This window comes from Ornithinimicrobium sediminis, from assembly GCF_021272345.1.
Taxonomy (GTDB): domain Bacteria; phylum Actinomycetota; class Actinomycetes; order Actinomycetales; family Dermatophilaceae; genus Ornithinicoccus; species Ornithinicoccus sediminis_B.
In genome coordinates this window covers 923,852-944,302 of sequence record NZ_JAJSDQ010000001.1, presented here as the reverse complement: position 1 = coordinate 944,302, position 20,451 = coordinate 923,852, and the positions used below count along the sequence as shown (strand labels likewise).

20 protein-coding genes are annotated in these 20,451 nt (G+C 73.4%); 8 read left to right on the top strand and 12 right to left on the bottom strand.

The annotated features are described in order from the left end of the window. Positions 1-177: 177 nt before the first annotated feature. Both LVO85_RS04335 and LVO85_RS04330 read right to left on the bottom strand, forming a co-directional pair. The gene (locus LVO85_RS04335) at positions 178-1,098 is read right to left on the bottom strand and encodes a carbamate kinase (protein ID WP_232746156.1); all 921 of its coding nucleotides are present in this window, start codon (positions 1,096-1,098) and stop codon (positions 178-180) included. 36 nt (positions 1,099-1,134) lie between these two features. Next, entirely contained in the window at positions 1,135-2,043 is a 909-nt protein-coding gene (locus LVO85_RS04330; protein ID WP_232746155.1) for a DsbA family protein, read from the bottom strand. Positions 2,044-2,089: 46 nt separating this feature from the next. On the opposite strand from LVO85_RS04330, the gene thpR reads away from it, so the two are divergent. Together thpR and LVO85_RS04320 are read left to right on the top strand one after the other, a co-directional pair. After that, positions 2,090-2,674, top strand: coding sequence for an RNA 2',3'-cyclic phosphodiesterase (gene thpR, locus LVO85_RS04325; RefSeq protein ID WP_232746154.1), 585 nt, complete (start codon positions 2,090-2,092; stop codon positions 2,672-2,674). 49 nt (positions 2,675-2,723) lie between these two features. Continuing rightward, the gene (locus tag LVO85_RS04320) at positions 2,724-3,395 is read left to right on the top strand and encodes an NAD(P)H-binding protein (protein ID WP_232746153.1); all 672 of its coding nucleotides are present in this window, start codon (positions 2,724-2,726) and stop codon (positions 3,393-3,395) included. Positions 3,396-3,436: 41 nt separating this feature from the next. On the opposite strand, the gene LVO85_RS04315 is transcribed toward LVO85_RS04320, so the two are convergent. Next, positions 3,437-5,083: a metallophosphoesterase family protein gene (locus LVO85_RS04315; protein WP_232746152.1), complete on the bottom strand. Its 1,647-nt coding sequence runs from the start codon at positions 5,081-5,083 to the stop codon at positions 3,437-3,439. Positions 5,084-5,151: 68 nt separating this feature from the next. On the opposite strand from LVO85_RS04315, the gene LVO85_RS04310 reads away from it, so the two are divergent. The 3 genes from LVO85_RS04310 to LVO85_RS04300 are packed head-to-tail and all read left to right on the top strand — an operon-like array spanning position 5,152 to position 8,214. Next, the gene (locus tag LVO85_RS04310) at positions 5,152-6,816 is read left to right on the top strand and encodes an FAD-binding dehydrogenase (protein WP_232746151.1); all 1,665 of its coding nucleotides are present in this window, start codon (positions 5,152-5,154) and stop codon (positions 6,814-6,816) included. Then, the gene (locus tag LVO85_RS04305) at positions 6,813-7,715 is read left to right on the top strand and encodes an alpha/beta fold hydrolase (RefSeq protein ID WP_232746150.1); all 903 of its coding nucleotides are present in this window, start codon (positions 6,813-6,815) and stop codon (positions 7,713-7,715) included. The genes LVO85_RS04310 and LVO85_RS04305 overlap by 4 nt, the downstream gene beginning before the upstream one ends. Then, positions 7,708-8,214: an NUDIX hydrolase gene (locus LVO85_RS04300; protein ID WP_232746149.1), complete on the top strand. Its 507-nt coding sequence runs from the start codon at positions 7,708-7,710 to the stop codon at positions 8,212-8,214. Before LVO85_RS04305 ends, LVO85_RS04300 begins: the two co-directional genes overlap by 8 nt. A gap of 132 nt (positions 8,215-8,346) precedes the next feature. Here the strand turns inward: LVO85_RS04300 and LVO85_RS04295 are convergent, their stop codons facing one another. The 3 genes from LVO85_RS04295 to LVO85_RS04285 all read right to left on the bottom strand — a co-directional run bounded on the left by LVO85_RS04295 (position 8,347) and on the right by LVO85_RS04285 (position 11,575). Continuing rightward, complete coding sequence (locus LVO85_RS04295; protein WP_232746148.1) at positions 8,347-8,904, bottom strand: bacterial proteasome activator family protein; 558 nt, start codon at positions 8,902-8,904, stop codon at positions 8,347-8,349. 74 nt (positions 8,905-8,978) lie between these two features. After that, positions 8,979-9,959, bottom strand: a complete 981-nt coding sequence (locus LVO85_RS04290) for an NAD(P)H-quinone oxidoreductase (protein ID WP_232746147.1) — start codon at positions 9,957-9,959, stop codon at positions 8,979-8,981. Between the two features lie 191 nt (positions 9,960-10,150). Next, positions 10,151-11,575 carry a NupC/NupG family nucleoside CNT transporter gene (locus tag LVO85_RS04285; RefSeq protein WP_232746146.1) on the bottom strand — a complete coding sequence of 475 codons (1,425 nt, stop codon included), beginning with the start codon at positions 11,573-11,575 and terminating at the stop codon, positions 10,151-10,153. Positions 11,576-11,666: 91 nt separating this feature from the next. Between LVO85_RS04285 and LVO85_RS04280 the strand changes: the two genes are divergently transcribed. After that, positions 11,667-12,467: a transglutaminase-like domain-containing protein gene (locus LVO85_RS04280; RefSeq protein ID WP_232746145.1), complete on the top strand. Its 801-nt coding sequence runs from the start codon at positions 11,667-11,669 to the stop codon at positions 12,465-12,467. Positions 12,468-12,473: 6 nt separating this feature from the next. On the opposite strand, the gene LVO85_RS04275 is transcribed toward LVO85_RS04280, so the two are convergent. The 5 genes from LVO85_RS04275 to LVO85_RS04255 form a co-directional block, all read right to left on the bottom strand. Beyond that, positions 12,474-13,313 (bottom strand): transglutaminase family protein, encoded by an 840-nt coding sequence (locus LVO85_RS04275; protein ID WP_232746144.1) that lies wholly within the window; start codon positions 13,311-13,313, stop codon positions 12,474-12,476. A 2-nt stretch (positions 13,314-13,315) separates the two neighbouring features. Next, positions 13,316-14,242 carry an alpha-E domain-containing protein gene (locus LVO85_RS04270; RefSeq protein ID WP_232746143.1) on the bottom strand — a complete coding sequence of 309 codons (927 nt, stop codon included), beginning with the start codon at positions 14,240-14,242 and terminating at the stop codon, positions 13,316-13,318. Continuing rightward, positions 14,236-15,834: a circularly permuted type 2 ATP-grasp protein gene (locus LVO85_RS04265; RefSeq protein WP_232746142.1), complete on the bottom strand. Its 1,599-nt coding sequence runs from the start codon at positions 15,832-15,834 to the stop codon at positions 14,236-14,238. Before LVO85_RS04265 ends, LVO85_RS04270 begins: the two co-directional genes overlap by 7 nt. Positions 15,835-15,847: 13 nt before the next feature. Continuing rightward, the gene (locus LVO85_RS04260) at positions 15,848-17,449 is read right to left on the bottom strand and encodes an MFS transporter (protein WP_232746141.1); all 1,602 of its coding nucleotides are present in this window, start codon (positions 17,447-17,449) and stop codon (positions 15,848-15,850) included. A 99-nt stretch (positions 17,450-17,548) separates the two neighbouring features. Beyond that, a complete protein-coding gene (locus LVO85_RS04255; RefSeq protein WP_232746140.1) occupies positions 17,549-17,950 on the bottom strand; it encodes a hypothetical protein in 402 nt (133 codons plus the stop codon). Between the two features lie 65 nt (positions 17,951-18,015). Here LVO85_RS04255 and LVO85_RS04250 point away from each other — a divergent pair, with 65 nt between their 5' ends. After that, positions 18,016-18,969, top strand: coding sequence for an aldo/keto reductase (locus LVO85_RS04250; protein WP_232746139.1), 954 nt, complete (start codon positions 18,016-18,018; stop codon positions 18,967-18,969). An 82-nt stretch (positions 18,970-19,051) separates the two neighbouring features. On the opposite strand, the gene LVO85_RS04245 is transcribed toward LVO85_RS04250, so the two are convergent. After that, the gene (locus tag LVO85_RS04245; RefSeq protein WP_232746138.1) at positions 19,052-19,816 is read right to left on the bottom strand and encodes an IclR family transcriptional regulator; all 765 of its coding nucleotides are present in this window, start codon (positions 19,814-19,816) and stop codon (positions 19,052-19,054) included. A gap of 113 nt (positions 19,817-19,929) precedes the next feature. On the opposite strand from LVO85_RS04245, the gene LVO85_RS04240 reads away from it, so the two are divergent. Continuing rightward, positions 19,930-20,451 carry an ASCH domain-containing protein gene (locus tag LVO85_RS04240; RefSeq protein ID WP_232746137.1) on the top strand — a complete coding sequence of 174 codons (522 nt, stop codon included), beginning with the start codon at positions 19,930-19,932 and terminating at the stop codon, positions 20,449-20,451.

Genomic DNA, 20,451 nt, shown 5'->3' with positions numbered 1-20,451 from the left:
TACTGCACTGGAGACGGTGTGGGAGAGTAGGACACCGCCGGACCACCATTAACCCAGCAGCCCCGGACACCCCACAAGGGTGACCGGGGCTGCTGGCATGTCCGGCACCCCGAGCGCTCGGCAGTAGGTTCGCCTAGCCGGGGAGGAGCCCGTGCGCAGGGACAGGTCCCGGCCGTCTCAGCCCGGGTCGGGCTCGACGTACGTGCCGGCGGCGCCGCTGAGCAGCTGCTCCGCCTCGGCGAGGTTGCCGATGGCCGCCGCGGTGCCGCGTCCCCCGACCTCGACGAACCGGCAGACGGCCTCCACCTTGGGCCCCATCGACCCGGCCGGCAGGTCCAGTGCCCGCAGGCGAGAGGGCGTGGTGCGCCCGATCGGGGTGGCGTGCTCGGTGCCGTAGCCGTCCATGACGTTCTCCACGTCGGTGAGCACCAGCAGACGGTCGGCCTTGAGGCGGTGGGCCAGCAGCGCCGCCGAGAGGTCCTTGTCGATGACGGCCTCGACCCCCGTGAGGTCGCCTGTGCCGGTGCGCACGACGGGCACCCCGCCTCCTCCTGCGCAGATGACGATGATGCCCTCGTCGAGCAGGTGGTCGATGAGCTGGGTCTCGATGATCTCGCGGGGCCGTGGGGAGGGGACCACCCGGCGCCAGTGCTCACCGTCGGGCTTCACCTGCCATCCGTGCTTGGCCGCCATGGCCGTGGCCTCCTCTTGTCCGTAGACCTCGCCGACGAACTTGGTGGGGTCGGCGAAGGCCGGGTCGTCGGAGTCGACCAGGGTCTGGTTGATGATGGAGGCGAACTGCCGGTAGGGCCGCTCGTTGCCGATCGCCTGAAGGATCCAGTAGCCGATGAGGCCCTGGGTCATCGCGCCGAGCGCGTCGAACGGGTAGGACTTCGTGAGCCTGGGGTCGGCGGCGCTCTCCATCGCCAGGACTCCGACCTGAGGCCCGTTGCCATGGGTCAGCACCACCTCGTGGTCGTCGGTGAGCGGCGCCAGAGCCTTCATGGCCAGGCGGATGTTGTCGGTCTGGGCCTCCGCGTCGGGCACCTGCCCGCGCTGGAGGAGGGCATTGCCACCGAGGGCCACGACGATTCTCACAGGGTGAGCGTATGCCGTGGCCGGGGCCTCAGCGGGTCACGGCGCGGTCGTGGCCTGCTGCTCGACGAGCTCGGTGAAGACCTCGAGCGGCTGGGCCCCTCGCACGGGCACCGTGTTGACGACGAAGGTCGGGGTCGAGCGGATGCCGATGCCGGCCGCCTCGGCCATGTCGGCCTGCACGGCGTCGAGCAGCTCCTGCGAGGACAGGTCGGCCTCGAAGCGGTCGAGGTCAGGCACGTCGACCTCCTCGGCGAGCTCCACCAGGCGCTCCTGCGGCAGGTCTGCCTGACCGCTGGTGGGCGACGCCGCGAAGATGGCGTCGTGGTACTCCCAGTACAGCCCCTGCTCACCGGCCGCACGGGCGGCCACGGCCACGAGCGCCGACTCCTCCCCGAAGACGATGGCGTCGCGGAACTCGATGCGCAGCGTGCCGTCGTCCACGAAGGGCTGCAGCCCCGGCTTGACCTCGCGCGCCCAGCTGGCGCAGTAGGGGCAGCGGTAGTCGGCGTACTCGATCAGCACCACCGGGGCGTCGACCGCGCCGACCGCGAGGGGGTCGCCCTCCTCGCGGCGCTGCAGGCCGAGCAGGATCTCCTCCTGCTCGGCGGTCAGCGTCTGGGAGGCGCCGTCCTGGGTCGCCCCGTCCTGGGCCACCTGGCCCTCGGCGGCACCGTCGGCCAGCGTGCCGGCCGGTTCCGGGGCCGAGGCGTCGCCGGTGGACGCGCTCCCGCTGCCCTCCACGGCCGGCCGACCGGCGGCCGGAGGCGCGGTGTCCCGCGTCATCCACGTCCAGGCCAGGAAGCCGACGACCAGCGCCACCACGATGGTGGCGACGGCCCAGGCCACCGAGGCGGCCGGGCTCTTCACCGGCTGCGCCGGCGCTGGGGCTGCAGGGTCCGAGGCGGGGTGCGGCGGCGGGGTCGGTGGGAGCGGCGGGGCGGTCACCGGACCAGGGTAGGCCGTGCGGCGTGGGGGCACGGACAATGGGTCCGTGCGCGCCTTCCTCGCCGTCGTGCCACCGCAGGAGGTGGTGCAGGACCTGCAGGACTTCGTCGAGCCCCGGCGGCGTGGCGGTGACCCTGCAGGACAGTGGCGGTGGACCCGCCCGGAGCAGCTGCACCTCACCCTCGCCTTCCTCCCCGACCTGCCGGCGCGGGCGGAGGAGCCGTTGGCCGAGGAGATGGCCGAGTGGGCCTCCCACCGGGAGCCGGCGCGCCTACGGCTGTGCCGGGCCGGTGCGTTCCCCGACCCGGCGGGTGCCAGGGTGCTGTGGCTGGGCGTGAGTGCGCCACCACCGGCCCCGGAGGTCCTCACGGACTGGGCGCGCGGCATACGGGCACGGGCCTCGCGTGCGGGTGCTCGCGTCCAGGGTCGCGCCTTCCGTGCCCACCTCACCGTGGCGCGGTCACGCGGCGGTCGCCCTGCCTCCGGCGGCCGGCTCGTGCAGGCCCTCGACGGCTACCTCTCCCCGTCCTGGTGGGCCGACGAGGTGTGCCTGGTCGCGTCGCACCTCGGGCAGGGCCCGCACGGGACGCCGCGCTACGAGGTGCGCCACCGCTGGGCGCTGAGCGGCTGAGCGCGACGGACCCGTAACCTGGGACCTCGACCATCATGAGGAGACTGACATGGCACGCATCACCCTGATCGGCGGGCACGGCAAGATCGCCCTGCTCGCGACCCCGCTGCTCGTCGCTGCCGGGCACGAGGTGCGCTCGGTGATCCGCAACCCCGACCATGCCGCGGAGGTGGCCGCCGCGGGAGGACGTCCCCTGCACGCCGACATCGAGCAGCTGGACCTGCTGGGGTCCGGCCACCTGGTCTCCGACAGCGACCTCGTCATCTGGGCGGCCGGCGCCGGCGGGGGCGACCCGCGTCGCACGTATGCCGTGGACCGCGATGCGGCGATGCGCACCGTCGACGCCGCGCAGAACGCGGGCGTCGCACGCTGGGTGATGGTGTCCTACTTCGGGGCCGGCCCCGACCACGGTGTGCCGCAGGACCACGCCTTCTACGCCTATGCCGAGGCCAAGGCCGCCGCCGACGCGCGGCTGCGCGGCAGCGAGCTGGACTGGACGATCCTCGGGCCCAGCGGCCTCACCGACGACCCCGGCACCGGTCGCATCGAGGTGGCCGGTGAGGGCGTGGAGGCCGGCACGGTCAGCAGGGCCGACGTGGCCGAGGTCATCGCGCAGGTGGTGGACCGCACCGACCTGGGCCGCACGACCATCGAGTTCAACAACGGCCGGACCCCGGTCGCCGAGGCCCTGGACACGGTGGCCGCGGCTGCTCGGGGTTGACCGACAGCGGCTGACCGGCCGCGGCTGACGGGGCGTCCGCGTCAGGGATCCTGCGTGGCGACCGCCTCGTCCTCGACCGGGACCGGCTCCTCCACGGGGGCGATCGGCGTGAGCACGACCTCGTCGCCGCTGCCGCCGCACGTGCGGCCCTCGGGGGGTGCCGGGTCGACCCGGGTGCCGTTGATGAGGGACACGTCGTCGTACTGCGGACGCCCTGAGACCAGGTTGCGGTAGGAGTAGCGGGTGAGCGAGGCGATGCCGCAGTCCTCCCCGACGGTGAGGATGTCGAAGGCGTAGGGCTGCCCGGCGATCTCGCCCCCGGTCTCCTCCTCGACGTCCTCCGGGATGATGAACTGGTTGAACAGCCCACCCCCGGTGAACGACCCCACGCCGATGTGCTGTCCGTTGAGGGTGGGCGTGTGCAGGTGGCCGGCGACGGTGACCCCCTCGGCCTGGGTCCGCTGCGTGCCCCACGGCTGGTGGCTGATGACGATGTCGGACAGCGGTCGTCCGGAGGTTGCGGCGAGGTAGGCCTCGAGAGCCTCGGCCTGGGCTGCCGCGAAGTCGTCGCTCTGCTCGGCGAAGTAGCGCACGTCGTTCCATCCGGAGATCCGCACCCCCGCGATCTCCGCCTCCACGTACTGCCCTGCCGAGGGCTCGAGGAGCACCACGTTGCGGATCTCGGCCATCCTCCTCAGCACGGCGTCGTCGACGGGGGAGACCGCGTCGTGGTTGCCGCGCACGAAGACGTAGGGGACGCCCAGGGACTCGATGCCCTCGAAGAGGCCGGCGACCTCGGCCTCGCGGGTGAGCCCGAAGTTCACCAGGTCACCGGTGTCGATGACCGCGGTGATGTCGCGGGAGCGGACGATCTCGCGCACCAGCGGGTAGTAGTTCTGGCCGTGGATGTCCGAGACCAGCAGGAAGCGTGCCGCCTCGGTGCCGCGCGGCTCCACCGGCGCGTACTCCTGGCGCAGCGCCTCGGTGAGGGCGAGCAGGTTCTGCACGTAGGGCGCTGCCTGCTCGGCCTGGCCGCTGATGCTGGTGAGCAGGCTGCCGCTGGCCTGCACCCGGCCCAGCAGGCTGGTCGTCCGGAACTCCAGCAGGTTGTCTGCGTGGTAGGTGGTGTAGGCCGCGGCCCCGGGCAGCGCGACGGCCAGGCCGGTCGCGGTGAGCGAGGCGACCCATGCCCGGTTCCAGGAGCCGTGCCGTCGGCCCAGCACCCAGAGGGCGCTGAGCAGGGCGGTGCTGGCCAGCGCGCCGAAGCCGAACTTCCAGGCGACCTCGCCCAGGGCCTCGTCGACGGCCGCCCGCAGCTCCTCGGGCTCCGGCTGGAAGGAGTCGACCGACAGCCTGCCCCGGGCCAGCAGGTCGGTGACCTCGTCACGCACCTGCACCTGCGCCTCGATGCCCGGGGCAGGCAGCGGCCCGTCGAAGACCAGGTCGATGTCGCCGACGACGGTGGGGGTGTGCACGGTCGAGACGTGCTCCCACGACGGGGACAGCCACAGGTTGGCGGTGAAGTACTGCGTCTCGGCCGTCACCGGCCACAGCCGGGTCACGGTGATGCCGCCCAGCACGGCCGCGACCACGAGAAGGACCATGAGGAGGGCGCGTCGGGCCAGCCGGGCCCAGCGGCGGGCGGTGCTCGTCCCGGCCGCCGGGTCCTGTCCCGGAGTGTGCGCCATCGAGGTGAGCCTACGTCCGAACCGGCGGGTAGGTTGGGCACCTGGACGATCGTGGAGCGGAGAGAACCGTGGATGCAGATGTCGTCGTGGTGGGCGCGGGCTTGTCCGGGCTGGTGGCCGCGGGTGAGCTGGCGGCCGCCGGGCGCTCGGTGGTCCTGCTGGACCAGGAGTCCGGCGAGCACCTGGGCGGTCAGGCCTGGTGGTCCCTCGGGGGGCTGTTCCTGGTCGACACCCCCGAGCAGCGGCGGATGGGCGTCCGGGACAGCGCCGAGCTGGCCTGGGCCGACTGGGCCGGCACGGCGGGCTTCGACCGGCTGGAGGGAGCCGTGCCGCAGGACCTGTGGGGGAGCCAGTGGGCCAGGGCGTATGTCGACTGGGCCGCAGGAGAGAAGCGCTCCTGGCTGCGCAGCAAGGGCGTGTCCTTCTTCCCGGTGGTGGGCTGGGCCGAGCGTGGGGACGGCACGGCGACCGGGCACGGCAACTCGGTGCCGCGCTTCCACGTCACCTGGGGCACCGGACCCGGTGTGGTGGCACCCTTCGAGCGCGCGGTGCGCTCGGCCGCTGCCGCCGGGCGCATCTCCGTGCGGGGCCGGCACCGGGTCACCGACCTGGTCACCACGGACGGTGCCGTGACCGGTGTGCGCGGGGAGGTGCTCGCCACCGACGGCGTCGCCCGGGGCGCCCGTAGCACCCGTAGCGTGGTCGGGGCCTTCGAGATCGACGCCCAGGCCGTGGTCGTCACCAGCGGTGGCATCGGCGCCAACAACGCGCTCATCCGGCAGTTCTGGCCCGAGCGGCTGGGCACCCCGCCGGCCGACCTGCTCACGGGCGTGCCGGCATACGTCGACGGCGCGATGCTGAGCGTCACCCAGGAGGCCGGGGCGCGCCTGGTCAACCGCGACCGCATGTGGCACTACACCGAGGGGCTGAGCAACCACGACCCGGTGTGGCCCGGGCACGGGGTGCGCATCCTGCCCGGCCCCTCCGGTCTGTGGCTCGACGCCACCGGGCAGCGCCTGCCGGCGCCGTTCTTCCCGGGCTTCGACACCCTGGGGACGCTGGCCCACCTGCGTGCCACCGGGCACGACCACTCCTGGTTCGTGCTGACGAGCACGATCCTGGGCAAGGAGTGGGCGCTGTCGGGGTCCGAGCAGAACCCCGACCTCACCGGCCGCTCGCTCTCCGGGGTGCTCTCCCGCGCGCGCTCCGACGTGCCGGAGCCGGTGCGCGCCTTCGTGGAGGCCGGCATCGACGTCGTGACCGGCACGTCGGTGCCCGAGCTCGCGGCGCAGATGAACGCGCTGTCCGGCGAGGACCTCGTCGACGCCGCCGCCCTCGAGCACGAGGTCCGCGCGCGGGACCTGCAGGTCGGCAACGACTACGGCAAGGACGCCCAGCTCAACGCGGTGCAGGCGGCACGGCGCTACCGCGGTGACCGGCTCGTCCGCACGGCGGCCCCGCACCGCTTCCTCGACCCCGCCCACGGTCCTCTCGTCGCGGCCCGCCTGCGGGTGCTCACGCGCAAGACCCTCGGTGGCATCCAGACCGACCTCGGGTCGCGGGCCCTCGACTCCACCGGCAGGCCGGTCCCCGGCCTGTATGCCGCCGGGGAGGTCGCCGGGTTCGGCGGGGGCGGGATGCACGGCTACCGCTCGCTGGAGGGCACCTTCCTGGGTGGGTGCCTCTTCTCGGGGAGGTCCGCCGGGCGGACTGCCGCCGCGGACCTGGCATGACGGACCTGTCGTCGGCCGGGCAGGTCGTCGACCTGCTGGGTGCCCGCGTGCACTGGGCCGACTTCGGTGGTCCGGCCGAGCCCGAGGCGCTGTGCGTGATGGTGCACGGGCTCGGCGGCGCCACCGTCAACTGGGAGTCGCTGGTCGGCCACCTGACCGACCGGTTGCGCTGTGTGGCGCTCGACCTCGTCGGCTTCGGCCGCACCGAGCCCGGGGACCGGCGCGGGGGTGTGCTGGAGAACACCGAGCTGCTCGCGGCCTTCGTCGAGCACGTGCGCGCGGGCGACCTGCCCCTGTTGCTCGTGGGCAACTCCATGGGCGGCCTGATCACCGCCCGCTACGCCGTGACGGCACCCGAGGGTCTGGCCGGGGTGGTGCTGCTCGACCCTGCCCTTCCTCCGCCCCGGCCGGTGCCCGGGCCGGGGGCCCTGGCCGCTGCGGGCGTCTACGCGGTGCCCGCGGTGGGCGCGGCGTTCTCCGGCGCCCGGCGCCGGCTGCGCACCCCGGAGCAGTCGGTGCTCGACACGCTGCGGCTGTGCACGACCGAGCCCCGGGCCATCGCCCCCGAGGTCATCGAACGGCACGTCGACCTGGCACAGGTGCGTCTGGAGCACCCCGAGCTCGACCGCTACTACAGCGACGCCGCACGGTCGGTCTTCGGCCTCCTGGCCCGGCGCGACGACGCCGACGCGGTCTACGCCGCCATCCCCGTCCCGGTCCTGCTCGTGCACGGCACCCACGACCGGCTGGTGCCCTTCGCCTCGGCCCGGCGTGCGGCCCGGCTCAACCCGGGCTGGCGCTTCCGGCCGGCGGGGGGCCGCGGCCACCTGCCGATGATCGAGGAGCCGCGCTGGCTGGCGACCCAGCTGCGCACCTGGTGGGATGACATCCGTGGCTGACCTGTCCACCCTCCGCCGCAAGGCCGGCACCGCCGCCCTGCTGGTGTTCCGTGCCACGCCGGGCCCGGTCAAGCGGCTGCTGGTGCGTGCCGGCACGCCCAACTACACCGTGGGAGCGGTCTGCGTGCTCGAGCACGACGGTGCGGTGCTCGTGCTCAGCCAGCCCCACCGGCAGGGCTGGACGCTGCCCGGCGGGCTCGTCGACCACGGTGAGACCCCGGCGCAGGCGGTGGAGCGTGAGGTGCGCGAGGAGGTCGGGCTCGACATCGAGGCGGGCGACCCGGTGGCCACCGGGGTCCACCCGCGCACCCAGAGTGTCGACGTCGTCTTCCGCGTCGTGCTCGACGAGCGCCCCGAGGTGCGGCTGTCCTCGGAGGCGCGTCGCTCGCAGTGGTGCGACCTGGCCGAGCTCAGCGACACCGACCAGGAGACGCAGCAGATCGTCGAGCTGCTGCACGGGAGCACGGCACCACCGCGGCCCGGGCGCCTGCGCCACTGAGACCCGGCCGGGCCACGACCGGGGGGGCCACGACCGGGGGGGGCCACGACCGGGGGGGGCCACGACCGGGGGGGCAGGACGGTGCGGAGCCGCGCCGGCTCGGGGGGCCTCCGACGGGCGACTGCCGGTGGGTCAGAGGTACTGACCGGTGGGGTGCCCGTCACCGTCCTCGCCGGTGCCGGGCATGGTGTGCGGGCCTGCCTGCCCATGGGGCAGCGCGCGGCGCATCTGCTGCAGCTGTGCCTGGGCCGCCATCTGCTGGGCCACGATCGCGGTCTGGATGCCGTGGAACAGCCCTTCCAGCCAGCCCACCATCTGCGCCTGCGCGACCCGTAGCTCCGCCTCGGTCGGGGTGTCCTCCCCGAAGGGCAGGGTGATCCGGTCGAGCTCGGCGGACAGGTCGTCGGACAGGCCCTCCTTGAGCTCGGCGATCGACCGGCGGTGGATCTCCGCCAGCCGCTGGCGCCCCGCCTCGTCCAGCGGTGCGTTGCGCACCTCCTCCAGGAGCTGCTTGATCATGGAGCCCAGCCGCATGACCTTGGCCGGCTGCTCCACGTGGTCGGCGGGGCTGCTCGGCCGCCGGCCGCGCTCGGGTGGCGCCGCGACCCCCATCCCGGTGTCGGTCACCACCACCACGTGCTGCTGGTCCTTGTCCGGGGTCGACGTGTGCTGCTCCGGCTGGTCCGTCATACCCCCATCATGCCCATCAACGCCGCCCGCGACACCGGGGGCCCGGTGAGCGGCACGGCGAAGCCGCCTATGGCTCACGAGACGTCCAGCACGATCTTGCCGATGTGGGCGCTCTCCTCCAGCGCGGTGTGGGCTGCCGCCGCCTCGGCCAGGGGGTAGCGGGCGTGGACCACCGGCCGCACCTGTCCGTCGGCGACGAGGGGCCACAGGTGCTCGCGGACCGCGGCGACGACCGCGGCCTTCTCCTCCGGTGGGCGGGCGCGCAGCGACGTGGCGACGACCCTGCCCCGCCGGGTGAGGAGGCGGCCGAGGTTCAGCTCGCCCGTGGCCCCGCCCTGCAGGCCGATCACGACCAGCCGGCCACCGGTGGCCAGCACCTGCACGTTGCGGTCGAGGTACTTCGCCCCCACGACGTCCAGCACGACGTCGGCCCCGCGGCCGTCGGTGGCCTCGCGCACCTGCTCCACGAAGTCCTCCTCGCGGTAGTTCACGAGGATCTCGGCCCCGAGGTCACGGCACGCCTCGAGCTTGGCCCGGCTGCCCGCCGTGACCGCCACGCGGGCCCCCAGGGCCCGCGCCACCTGCGTGGCCATGGTGCCGATGCCGCTCGAGCCGCCGTGCACCAGCACGGTCTCGCCCTCGGTCAGCCCGGCCTCGGAGACGAGGTTGCTCCACACCGTGCACGCCACCTCGGGCAGGGCCGCGGCGTCGGCGAGGTCCACGCCGTCGGGCACCGGGAGCAGCTGCCCGACCGGCACGGCGACCTGCTCCGCATACCCCCCGCCGTCGAGCAGCGCGCACACCTCGTCGCCGACGGCCCATCCCCCGACCCCCTCACCGAGGGCGGCGATGCGGCCGCTGACCTCCAGGCCGGGCAGCTCGCTGGCACCCGGCGGCGGCGGGTAGTGCCCCTGGCGCTGCAGCACGTCGGCACGGTTGACCCCGGCGGCCACGACGTCGACCAGCACCTGGCCGGGACCGGCCTGAGGTGCGGGCACGTCCTCCAGCCGAAGCGAGTCGGGGCCTCCCGGGGTCCTGATGGTGATCGCACGCATGGTGCGACCCTACGAGGGCTGTCCGTATGCCGCAGCGCGGCCTCCGGCGCCCGCAGGGGTCAGCGGTGCGTGCAGCCGGACAGGCACGACGCGGCCCCGGACCCGCACGATGCGGCCGGTCGGGGGCGTTGTGCCCGTCCGGGTGCACAGCTGAGCCCGTCACGCTCCCGCGCAGGCGCCTGACGAAGGACCTAACCGATGAGGATGCCGGCGATCGCCGCGCTCATGAGGTTGGCCAGCGTCGCGGCGAGCACGGCGCGGATGCCCAGCTCCGCGATCTCACGCCGGCGGCCCGGCGCGATGCCGCCCAGCCCGCCGAGCAGGATGCCCAGCGACCCCAGGTTGGCGAAGCCGGTGAGCGCGAAGGTGATGATGGCCGCCGTCCTCGGGCTGAACTCCTCGATCATGGGGGCGAAGTTGGAGAACGCCACGAACTCGTTGACCACGATCTTCTGGCCGACGAAGCTGCCGGCCCCGGTCGCGCCGGTGGCCTCCGACCACGGCACCCCGATGGCGAACATCAGGGGTGCGAACACCCAGCCCAGGATGGCCTCGAAGGTGAGCTCGCCGTAGCCGAACCAGCCACCGACCACACCGATGATCAGGTTGACCAGGGCGATCAGCGAGATGAACGCCAGCAGCATGGCGCCGATGTTCAGCGCGAGCCGCAGGCCGTCCGAGGCTCCGGAGGCCGCGGCGTCGATGACGTTGCGGTAGTGCAGGCCCTCGTCCGGGGCGTCGTCGTCGGTCTCGGCGGCCTCGTCCGTGTGCCCGTCGTCCGGGCGCTCCTCGGCCGGGCGCCCCTGCACCTCGGACGTGGACGACGGCGCCGCGGAGGCGGCGGTGGCACCCGAGGAGGCCTCGGATGACCCGGTGGAGGAGGCCGTCGTGGCCGAGGACGTCGAGGACGGGGTGGCCGAGGCGCTTGCCGTGGCGGGCACCGTCCCCTCGTCCATGTGGTCCGGGTCGGTCTCCGGCAGCACGATCTTGGCCATGAGCAGGGCACCCGGGGCAGCCATGAAGGCCGCGGCGATGAGGTACTCCAGCGGAGCACCCAGCAGGGAGTAGCCGACCAGCACCGACCCGGCCACCGTGGACAGGCCCCCGACCATCACCGCGAACAGCCCGGAGCGGGTCAGCTTGTTGATGTAGGGGCGGATGACCAGCGGTGCCTCGGTCTGGCCGACGAAGATGTTGGCCGCGGCGTTGACGGACTCCGCGCGGCCGGTGCCGACGACCCGCTGGATGCCGCCGCCCAGCACCGAGACCACCCGCTGCAGGATGCCCCAGTGGTAGAGCACGGCGGTCAGCGAGGCGAAGAAGATGATGACCGGCAGCACCTGGAAGGCGAAGATCAGCCCCTCGTCGGGGATGACCTGGCCGAAGAGGAAGGCGATGCCCTCGTTGGAGGAGTTGATCACCGCCTGCACTCCCTCGGAGGCCAGGCGCAGCGCCTCCTGGCCGGTCGGCCAGTAGAGCACGATCACCCCGAACGAGACCTGCAGGGCGAGTGCTGCCCCCACGGTCCGCAGTCGGATCGCACGTCGGTCGGTGGACAACAGCACGGCCAGCGCCAGCAGCACCGCCATGCCGCCCAGGCCCCACAGGACGTTCATCCTGAGCTCCCTCCAGTCGGTTCCGGCATACGGTAGTGCTCGGCACCCCGCAGTGCAGGGGATGTCTGCGACGGATGACACGATGAGGCGTATGCAGCGCACCGTCACCGCCCGGGTCACCTCGACCGTCACCTCCCCCTGCGAGATCGCCCTCAGCGTGGTGGTCGCGGACGCGGCGCAGCGGCTGCAGGAACGGCTCGCGGTCACCGTCGACGGGGCCGACGTCGACGTGCAGGAGGTGGCGGGGCCCGAGGGGGCGCGGCTGCACCTGCTGCCGCACGTGCCGCCCGGGGAGCTGCTGGTGGACTACGCGGCGACGGTCGCCGACGGCGGCGCGGCCGGCGAGCTCACGGCATACGACAACATCCGCTACCTGCGGCCCAGCAGGTATGCCGACGTGGACCGGCTGGAGAGCACGGCCCGTGCCCTCTTCGGGGACCGCGAGGGGGCAGACCTGGTCACCGCCGTCGCCGACCACGTCGCCGAGCAGACCGCCTACGTGCTCGGCTCGTCCCGGGTCACCGACGGGGCGTCCGACACCTACCTGGCGCGGACCGGCGTCTGCCGCGACTTCGCACACCTGACGATCGCGCTGCTGCGCGCCCGCGGCGTGCCGGCCCGGATGATGAGCGCCTTCGCCCCGGGGCTGGACCCGATGGACTTCCACGCGGTCGTCGAGGTGCACGTCGACGGTGCCTGGCACGTGGTGGACCCGACGCGGCTCGCCCCCCGGCACTCCCTCGTGCGCATCGGCACGGGCGCCGACGCGGCGGACACCGCCTTCATGACCACGCACAGCGGCACCATGCAGTTCGGGGAGCTGTCGGTGACCGCCACGACCGCCGGCGACCTGCCTGCCGACGACCACACCGGGCTGGTGCCGGTGGCCTGACCCGTCTCAGTTGAGCCGGGTCAGCTCCACCTCGACGAACATCTGCGAGGTCCCCGAGCCGGTGAAGATGCCCCGCAGCGGCGGGACGTCGCCGTACTGCCGGCCCTGGGCCACCTCGACGTGCCGGTCACCCGGCTGGATGTTGTTGGTCGGGTCGGCGCCCACCCACACCCCGTCCCACCAGCGGACCCAGGCGTGCGACTCACCGGTGTAGGGCACCCCGACCTCCGGCTCGCGGGGCGGCATGAGGTAGCCGGAGACGTAGCAGGTGGGGATGCGCACCGAGCGCAGGCAGCCGATGGTGAGGTTGGCCATGTCCTGGCAGACGCCCTGGCGCTGCTCCCAGGCCTCCCCGGCCCGGGTGTGCACCCCGGTGGCACCGCTGACGTAGCTCATCTCGGCGTGCACCAGCTCGATGACGCTGCGCGCGCAGTCGCCCGGTGTCGGGGACTCGGCCGCGATGTCGCGCACGCGCGCCAGCAGGTCGTCCGGGGGCCGCACCTGGTCGCTGATCTGAAGGTACTCACTGTGCTCGGCCTGGAGTGCGAGGTCGTGCATCTGCTCCCAGGTCAGGTGCTCGCCCTCGATGGCGGGGCGCTGCACGTCGACGGTGGCCGAGGATGTGACGATGAGCTCCTCGTGGCGCTCGTGCACCTCGAAGGCGGTCACCGCGGTGCCCCAGTAGTCGTTGTAGGTGTGCGTCCACGCCGACGGGCTGATCTCGACCCGGGTATGCAGCACCTGCTGGTGCAGCGTGGAGCGCGGGGTCATCCGGGCCTCGTTGTAGGAGGCGCTGGCCGCGCCGGCGTAGGTGTAGCCGGTCTTGTGGACGATGCGCAGCATCATGGTCAGCGCACCCCCGCGTGCCAGGTCACCGGGTTGGCGCCCTCGAAGTAGCGCTGGGCCACGGCGTCGTTGGCCTCGATGCAGGTGCGCTGCAGCGCGGTCATCCGGCCGGGCAGGTCGCTGAGGATCTCGGTCAAGGGTTGGTACTCCAGTTCGGCTCGGGCGCGACCGATGAGGCGCATCGCGTCGCCGGTGAACCCGGCGCGGCGCTCACCCACGTCGAGGTTGATGAGCGCGGACTCGGCGCGGTTGAGGGAGAAGAGCAGCGAGCGGGGGAAGAGCCGGTCCAGCAGCAGGAACTCCGCGGCGTCCCGCTCGGAGTCGGCCCCCCGGTAGGTGCGCACGAACGCGTGGTGCGCACCGCAGGCCCGCAGGGTGGTGAGCCAGGCCTGCGGGGAGTCGGCGGTGTAGGCCGCGGCCTCGATCATCCGCGCCGTCATGTCGATGCGCTCCAGGCTGCGCCCCAGCACGAGGAACTGCCAGCCCTGGTCGTGGCTCATCGTCGAGTCGGCGATGCCGGAGATGACGGCGCACCGCTCGCGGATGGTCTGGCAGGCCTGCGCGGGCCGGGCCCGCTGGATGTGGCCGCGCTGGATGATGTTCCAGGTGGTGTTGATGGTCTCCCACATCTCGGTGGAGACGATCTCGCGGGAGCGGCGGGCGCTCTCCCGGGCGCCCCAGAAGGCCGAGACCATCGAGGCGTGCGAGTCCTGGTCCCACCCGAGCAGGCGCATCACCGAGGCCTGGTCGGTCTGGCCCTCGGGCTCGACGCCCATGACGGTGAGCAGCGCTTTGGACGCCGCCTCCTCGTCGACGACCGGGTCCTCCAGCAGCAGCTGCAGGTGCACGTCGAGCAGCCGGGAGGTGTCCTCCGCGCGCTCCAGGTAGCGGCCGATCCAGAACAGCGACTCGGCGATGCGGCTCAGCACGGCGCCACCTCCTGACCCTGGTGCTGCTGTTGTTGTTGCTCCTGCTCGGCCTGCGCGGTGGTCACCTGCGACTCCTGCAGCCGCACCTGCGGCTCGCTGAGCTGCTCCACCGGCCGGGGCCGGGCCGCGACCCGGCGTCGGCGCCCGTCGCCGGCGAGCACCCAGGTGTCCTTCGACCCGCCGCCACGGCTGGAGTTGACGATGAGCTCGCCCTCGCCCAGCGCGACCCGGGTGAGGCCGCCGGGCAGCACCCACACCTTGCTGCCGTCGTTGATCGCGAAGGGGCGCAGGTCCACGTGCCGCGGCTGCATGGTGTCGCCGATCATCGTCGGCACGGTGGAGAGCTGCACGACCGGCTGCGCGATCCAGCCGCGGGGCGAGCGCTGCACGGTGCGGCGCAGCTCCTCGAGCTCCGCCGGGCTCGCCTGCGGCCCGATGACGATGCCCTTGCCCCCCGCGCCGTCGACCGGCTTGACCACCAGCTCGTGCAGCCGGTCCATGACCTCCTCGCGGTGCGCGGGGTCCTCCAGCCGCCAGGTGTCGACGTTGGGCAGGATCGGCTCCTCGCCGAGGTAGTAGCGGATGACCTCGGGCAGGTAGGTGTACATGAGCTTGTCGTCGGCCACGCCGTTGCCGACGGCGTTGGCGATGGTGACGTGGCCGGCCCGGGCGGCGTTGAGCAGGCCGGGGCAGCCGAGCGCGGAGTCGGAGCGGAAGTGCACGGGGTCGAGGAAGTCGTCGTCGACCCGTCGGTAGATCACGTGCACCGGGTGCAGGCCGTGCGTGGTGCGGATCATCACCCGGCCGGCCTGGGCCACCAGGTCGCGGCCCTCCACGAGCTGGCAGCCCATCATCCGGGCCAGCAGCGAGTGCTCGAAGTAGGCGGAGTTGTAGGGGCCCGGGGTGAGCACGACGACGGTCGGGTCGGAGACCCCGCTGGGCGCCGCCGCACGCAGGGCGGCGAGGAGACGCTGGGGGTATGCCGCCACCGGGCGGATGCGGTGGGTGCTGACCACCTCGGGCAGGGTCTGGCTCAGGGCGCGGCGGTTGGTCAGCACGTAGGACACGCCGGAGGGGATGCGCACGTTGTCCTCGAGCACCCGGAAGTCGCCGTCGCCGTCCCGGATGAGGTCGATGCCGGAGACGTGGATGCGCACCCCGTTGAGCGGGGTCATGCCGAAGGCCGCGCGGTGGTAGTGGCTGGAGGAGGTGACGACGTGCCGCGGCAGGACGTTGTCGGCGAAGATCTCACCGGCGCCGTAGATGTCGTCGAGCAGGCGCTCGAGGGCCTGCACCCGCTGGGAGACCCCGGCCTCGACGTGGGCCCAGGACTCCGCGTCGATGATGCGGGGCATGATGTCGAGCGGGAAGGGACGCTCCTCGCCGCCGATGTCGAAGGTCACGCCCTGGTCGCGGTAGTTGGTGGAGAGGTAGTCCGAGCGCGACTGCAGGTCCTCGGAGCCGACCTCCTCCACGGCCGTCGCCAGGTGCTGGTATGCCGGGCGCACAGCCTCCTCGGGGTCCGCTGCCCAGGCGAACATCTCGTCGTGCTTGTCGGGGGCCAGCGGGTAGTCCTCGAAGAGTCCAGACATGCGGAGAGCCTACTCACCCCACGGGGGCCGCTCCGGTGACGGGCTCGGGGACCCGGCTCGGCAGGTCCCGGGTGAACGGGATCGACAGCAGGGCCAGCAGGGCCGCCCCGAGCAGCCCCGCCTTGAGCGCCTGCAGCTGGGCCTCCTCGTAGGCGTCCACGAGCGCCGACACCGTGGCCGGGTCGAGACCGCTCTGCGTGGCGATGGTCTCGACCCGCGTCGAGGGCACGAAGTCGATGCCCGGCCCCACCGCATCGGTGAGCTGCTCGGTGACCTGCCGGCTGACCGCCGGGCTGTCCTCGACGTTGGCCACGAAGGCGCTGGTCAGCCCGCCCAGCACGACGGCGCCGATGAGCGCGACGCCCAGGGATGAGCCGAGCTGCTGGCCGGTGAACTGCAGACCACCGGCCTCGCTGCGGCCCGAGGCGTCGACCGAGGCCTGCACGACCTTGCCGAGCTGCGAGGCCAGCAGCCCCATGCCGACCCCGAGACCGCCCATCGACACCGCGAAGGCCAGGTCCGCCATCTGTGGGCGCACGGTGGCGAGCAGGAGCAGCACCGAGGCCAGGGTGACCCACAGCCCGCTGCGCACCAGGGTGCGGACCGCGAGGCGGGTGGCGAGCCGGGCGCCGACGGCCGAGGCGACGAACATGGCCACCGAGACCGGCAGCATCCTCAGGCCGGTCTCCAGGGCGTTGTAGCCCAGGACGAGCTGGAGGTAGAGCGGCACGGTGAAGAACACGCCCATGAGGACCAGGTTCTGGCTCACCAGGCCCAGCAGGCCGCCGCGCAGGGGTGCGATCCGCAGCAGGTGCAGGTGCACCAGCGGGTCACGGCCGGCGGCCTCCCGGTGTCGCTGCCAGGCCACGAAGGCCCAGACCAGCAGGCCGCCGAGGGCGAGCAGGTAGATGGTGAGCGAGAAGCCGAGCGGCTCGACGGGGGAGTCCTTGGGCAGCACCCAGCCCCAGGTGCTGGACTGCAGCACGGCGAGGACGACCACACCGAGCGCGGCCGCCGACAGCACGCTGCCCACGACGTCCAGCCGTGGGGCCGTGCCGGGGCGGGCGGTGTCGCCGACGAGCCGGGTCATCGCCAGGATCACCAGCACGAGCACCACCTCGCCGACGAAGACGACCCGCCAGGACAGCACGGTCGTGGCCCAGCCGCCCAGGATCGGGCCTATGGCGATGCCCGCCCCGGCCACCCCGCCGATCACCGCATACGCGACACCGCGGTCCTTGCCCTGGTAGTTGCCGGCGATGAGCGCGGCCAGGGCGGGCATCACCAGGGCGGCGCCGAGGCCCTCCATGACCGACCAGGCCAGGGCGAGCACCAGGACCGTCGGTGCCGCGGCGGTGAGCGCCGACCCGAGGCCGTAGACCACCAGCCCGACGACGAAGGCACGCCGGCGGCCGATGATGTCGCCGATCTTGCCGCCGGTCATCATGAACATCGCCATGGTGAGGCTGTAGAGGGTGATGACCCCCTGGACGGTGGTGACCGAGGTGTCGAAGTCCTCGACGAGCGCGCTGATCGAGACGTTCATCACCGACTGGTCGAGCACCATGACGAACTGCGCGGTCGCCAGCGCGACCAGCGGCCACCACCTGGTCATCTCGTCCCCTGTCGCCGCGTCCCGGGGCAGGTGCCGGGCTGCGGGTCGTGTGTGGATGTGCTGTCCTGGGCATTCCACCGCCCGGGGCGCCCGGACGCATCACCCGCACGGGGTGGTGCGTGCCAGGACGGGGCGGCGGGGCGCGGTGACCTCGCGCAGCCATCGCACCGGCATCGGTGGGGCACCGGCGGCCGCACGCCGGTAGGCCCGGGTGCGCTCCCGGCGCGGGGCGGTGGGAGGCCTCGGGCCACCGCGGTGGGCGAGGGGCAGCCCCAGCGCGCAGAGCACCAGCCAGACCGTGCCGGCCAGGGCGGCCGTCCCCGGGAGCAGACCGAGGGTCGCCAGGAGCACGGCGGCGCCGGCACCGGCCCCGGCGACCACCAGGACCCGGGTGCGCACGGCCCGCGTGCCACGCCCTGTCCCTGCGGCGGGCCGGGGGCGCCCCTCCTCCGGTGGCGTGTGCGGGTTGCGCGGTGCCCTGATGCGAGCGTGCGGTTCCACAGCGTCGAGTATGGGCCGGGAGGCTCCACCGCGCCAGGGTGTCGTGGCGCACCTAGTGTGACGGCATGCGCGATCTCACGAACCGTCTGGTGCTGGGCACGATGTACTTCGGCACCAGGACCGACGAGGCCACCTCACGGGTCCTGCTCGACCGCTTCGTCGAGGGAGGGGGGCGCACCCTGGACACCGCGGACTGCTACAGCTTCTGGACCTCCGAGTCCGGCGCCGGGGGCCAGAGCGAGGCGGTCGTCGGCGCCTGGCTCGCCGACCACCCGGGCCTGCGCACCGACCTGGAGATCGCCTCCAAGGTGGGCATGGAGCCTCGGGAGCCGGGCGCCCCGGACAGCCCGCCGCAGGGTCTGGGGGCCAGGGTCGTCGAGCGCTCCTGCGCCCGCAGCCTCGAGCGGCTGGGCGTCGACAGCATGGACGTCTACTGGGTGCACGGTGAGGACCGGTCCGTGGACCTCGCCGAGGTGGTCACCACCCTCGGCGGACTCGTCGACGAGGGTGTCGTCGGGTCGCTCGGCATCAGCAACCACCCGACCTGGCGGGTCGAGCGGGCCCGTGCGCTGGCGCACGCGTTAGGCACCGAGCCGTTCACCGCGCTGCAGCTGTCCACCTCCTACCTGCGGCCCCGGCCCGGGGTCGCCGTGCCCGGCAAGGACCATCGTTTCGGCTTCGTCGTGGACGAGACGTGGGACTACCTGGCCGAGCACCCGGAGATGGAGCTGTGGGTCTACAGCCCGTTGCTGCTGGGCGCCTACGACCGGTCCGACCGGCCGCTGCCGGAGGCCTACGACCATCCCGGCACGACCCGCCGGCTGGAGGTGCTCGACGCCGTGGCCCGCGAGGTCGGGGCCCGCCGTGGCCAGGTCGTGCTGGCCTGGATGCTGCACCGCGGCCCGCAGGTGCGTCCGATCGTCGGTGCGAGCTCGGTGGAGCAGCTCGACGAGGCGCTCGCCGCGGCCCGCATCGACCTGTCCCCGGAGCAGGTCGCACGTCTCGACGCCGCCTGCTGACCCGGCATACGCAGCCTGAGCCGGCATACGCAGCCTGGCGCGGCATGCGCAGCGCAGCGAGGCGCGGTGCTGCGGACGGGGCTCAGCGCGGCGGACGGCGGCCGAGTCGCCGCGACACCTCGGCGGCGCAGCCCTGCACGGCGGCGACCAGGTCGGCCGGGGGCTCCGGGTCGTCGGTGATCGGGAAGGTCGCGGCCACCCCGGCCACCGGGTGGTCGGTGTGGTCGAGCACCGCGGCGGCCACCGACGCCAGGCCGGGGGTGACGTAGCCGACCTCCAGCGCGTGCCCCCGGGTGCGCGTCTGGGTCAGCAGCGGGCGCAGGGTGCTCAGCGACGTGGGGCCGGTGCCGTGCCGCTGCACGAACGCGTCGGTCGAGGGGAAGAGCGCCCGGACCTGTGCCGGCGGCAGCGCCGCCAGGATGGCCAGGCCGCTGGCCGTGAGCGAGGCGGGCAGGCGCACACCGACGTCGCTGACCAGAGAGGGCCGGCCGGACACCCGCTCCTCGATGACGTAGACGACGTCGCGCCCGTGCAGCACCACGAGGTGGGCGTTGTGGCCGGTGCGGTCGGCCAGGCGGGTGAGCAGCGGCCGGGCGATGCGCTGCAGCGCGCCCTGGCGGGAGTAGGCCGAGCCGAGCTCGAAGGCCGCGACACCGAGGCCGTAGCGCCGCTCCTCCGGCAGGTGCACCACGAAGCCCCGCTCTTCCAGCACCCCCAGCAGCCGGTAGGTCGTGGACCGGGGGATGCCGAGCTCGCGGGCGATGGTCGCGGCGGGCAGCGGGCCGGCGTGCCGTGACATCAGCACCAGCAGGGCCAGGGCGTGGTCGGCGGCGGGTGCTGCCGTCACCGCGCCGGCCCCGTGCCCTGCTGCGTCGTCACCCCCTCAGTATCCCCGTCGTCATCCCTCGTCGTCGTGGTCCCCGCCGTCGTGGCGACGCCGTCCCCGGCTAGGGTCGCAGGATGGACCAGCGCGAGGTGGATGCCTTCTGGGAGGACGCCCGGGTGCGGGCCTCCCTCAACCCGGCCGGGGCCTACCTGGGGCGGATCGTCGAGGAGACCCTGCAGCCGCCGGCCTGGTCGTTCGGCGCCGACCCGGTCGAGGCCGACCGCATGGTCGAGCTCGTGCTGGCCGGCACCAAGACCGCGATGACCAGCGTGCGCTCGGAGTACGACGCCGACGGTGCAGACCTGCCCGAGCCCGGTGACCTGGCCATCGTGCTGGACGGCCAGGAGCGGCCCCGGGTCCTGATCCGCATCACCGACGTGCGGGTGGTGCGCTTCGCCGACGTCGACGCCGAGCACGCCCGTGCGGAGGGCGAGGGCGACCTGTCCGTGGAGCAGTGGCGTCAGCGGCACCTGGGCATGCTGGCCGCCGCCGCTCCCGCCGGGCACGTCGACGAGCAGATGCAGGTGGTGCTGGAGCGCTTCCGGGTGCTGGTGGGGCACGGCCGCGAGGCGCAGGCGTCCGTCCCGACCGGCTGA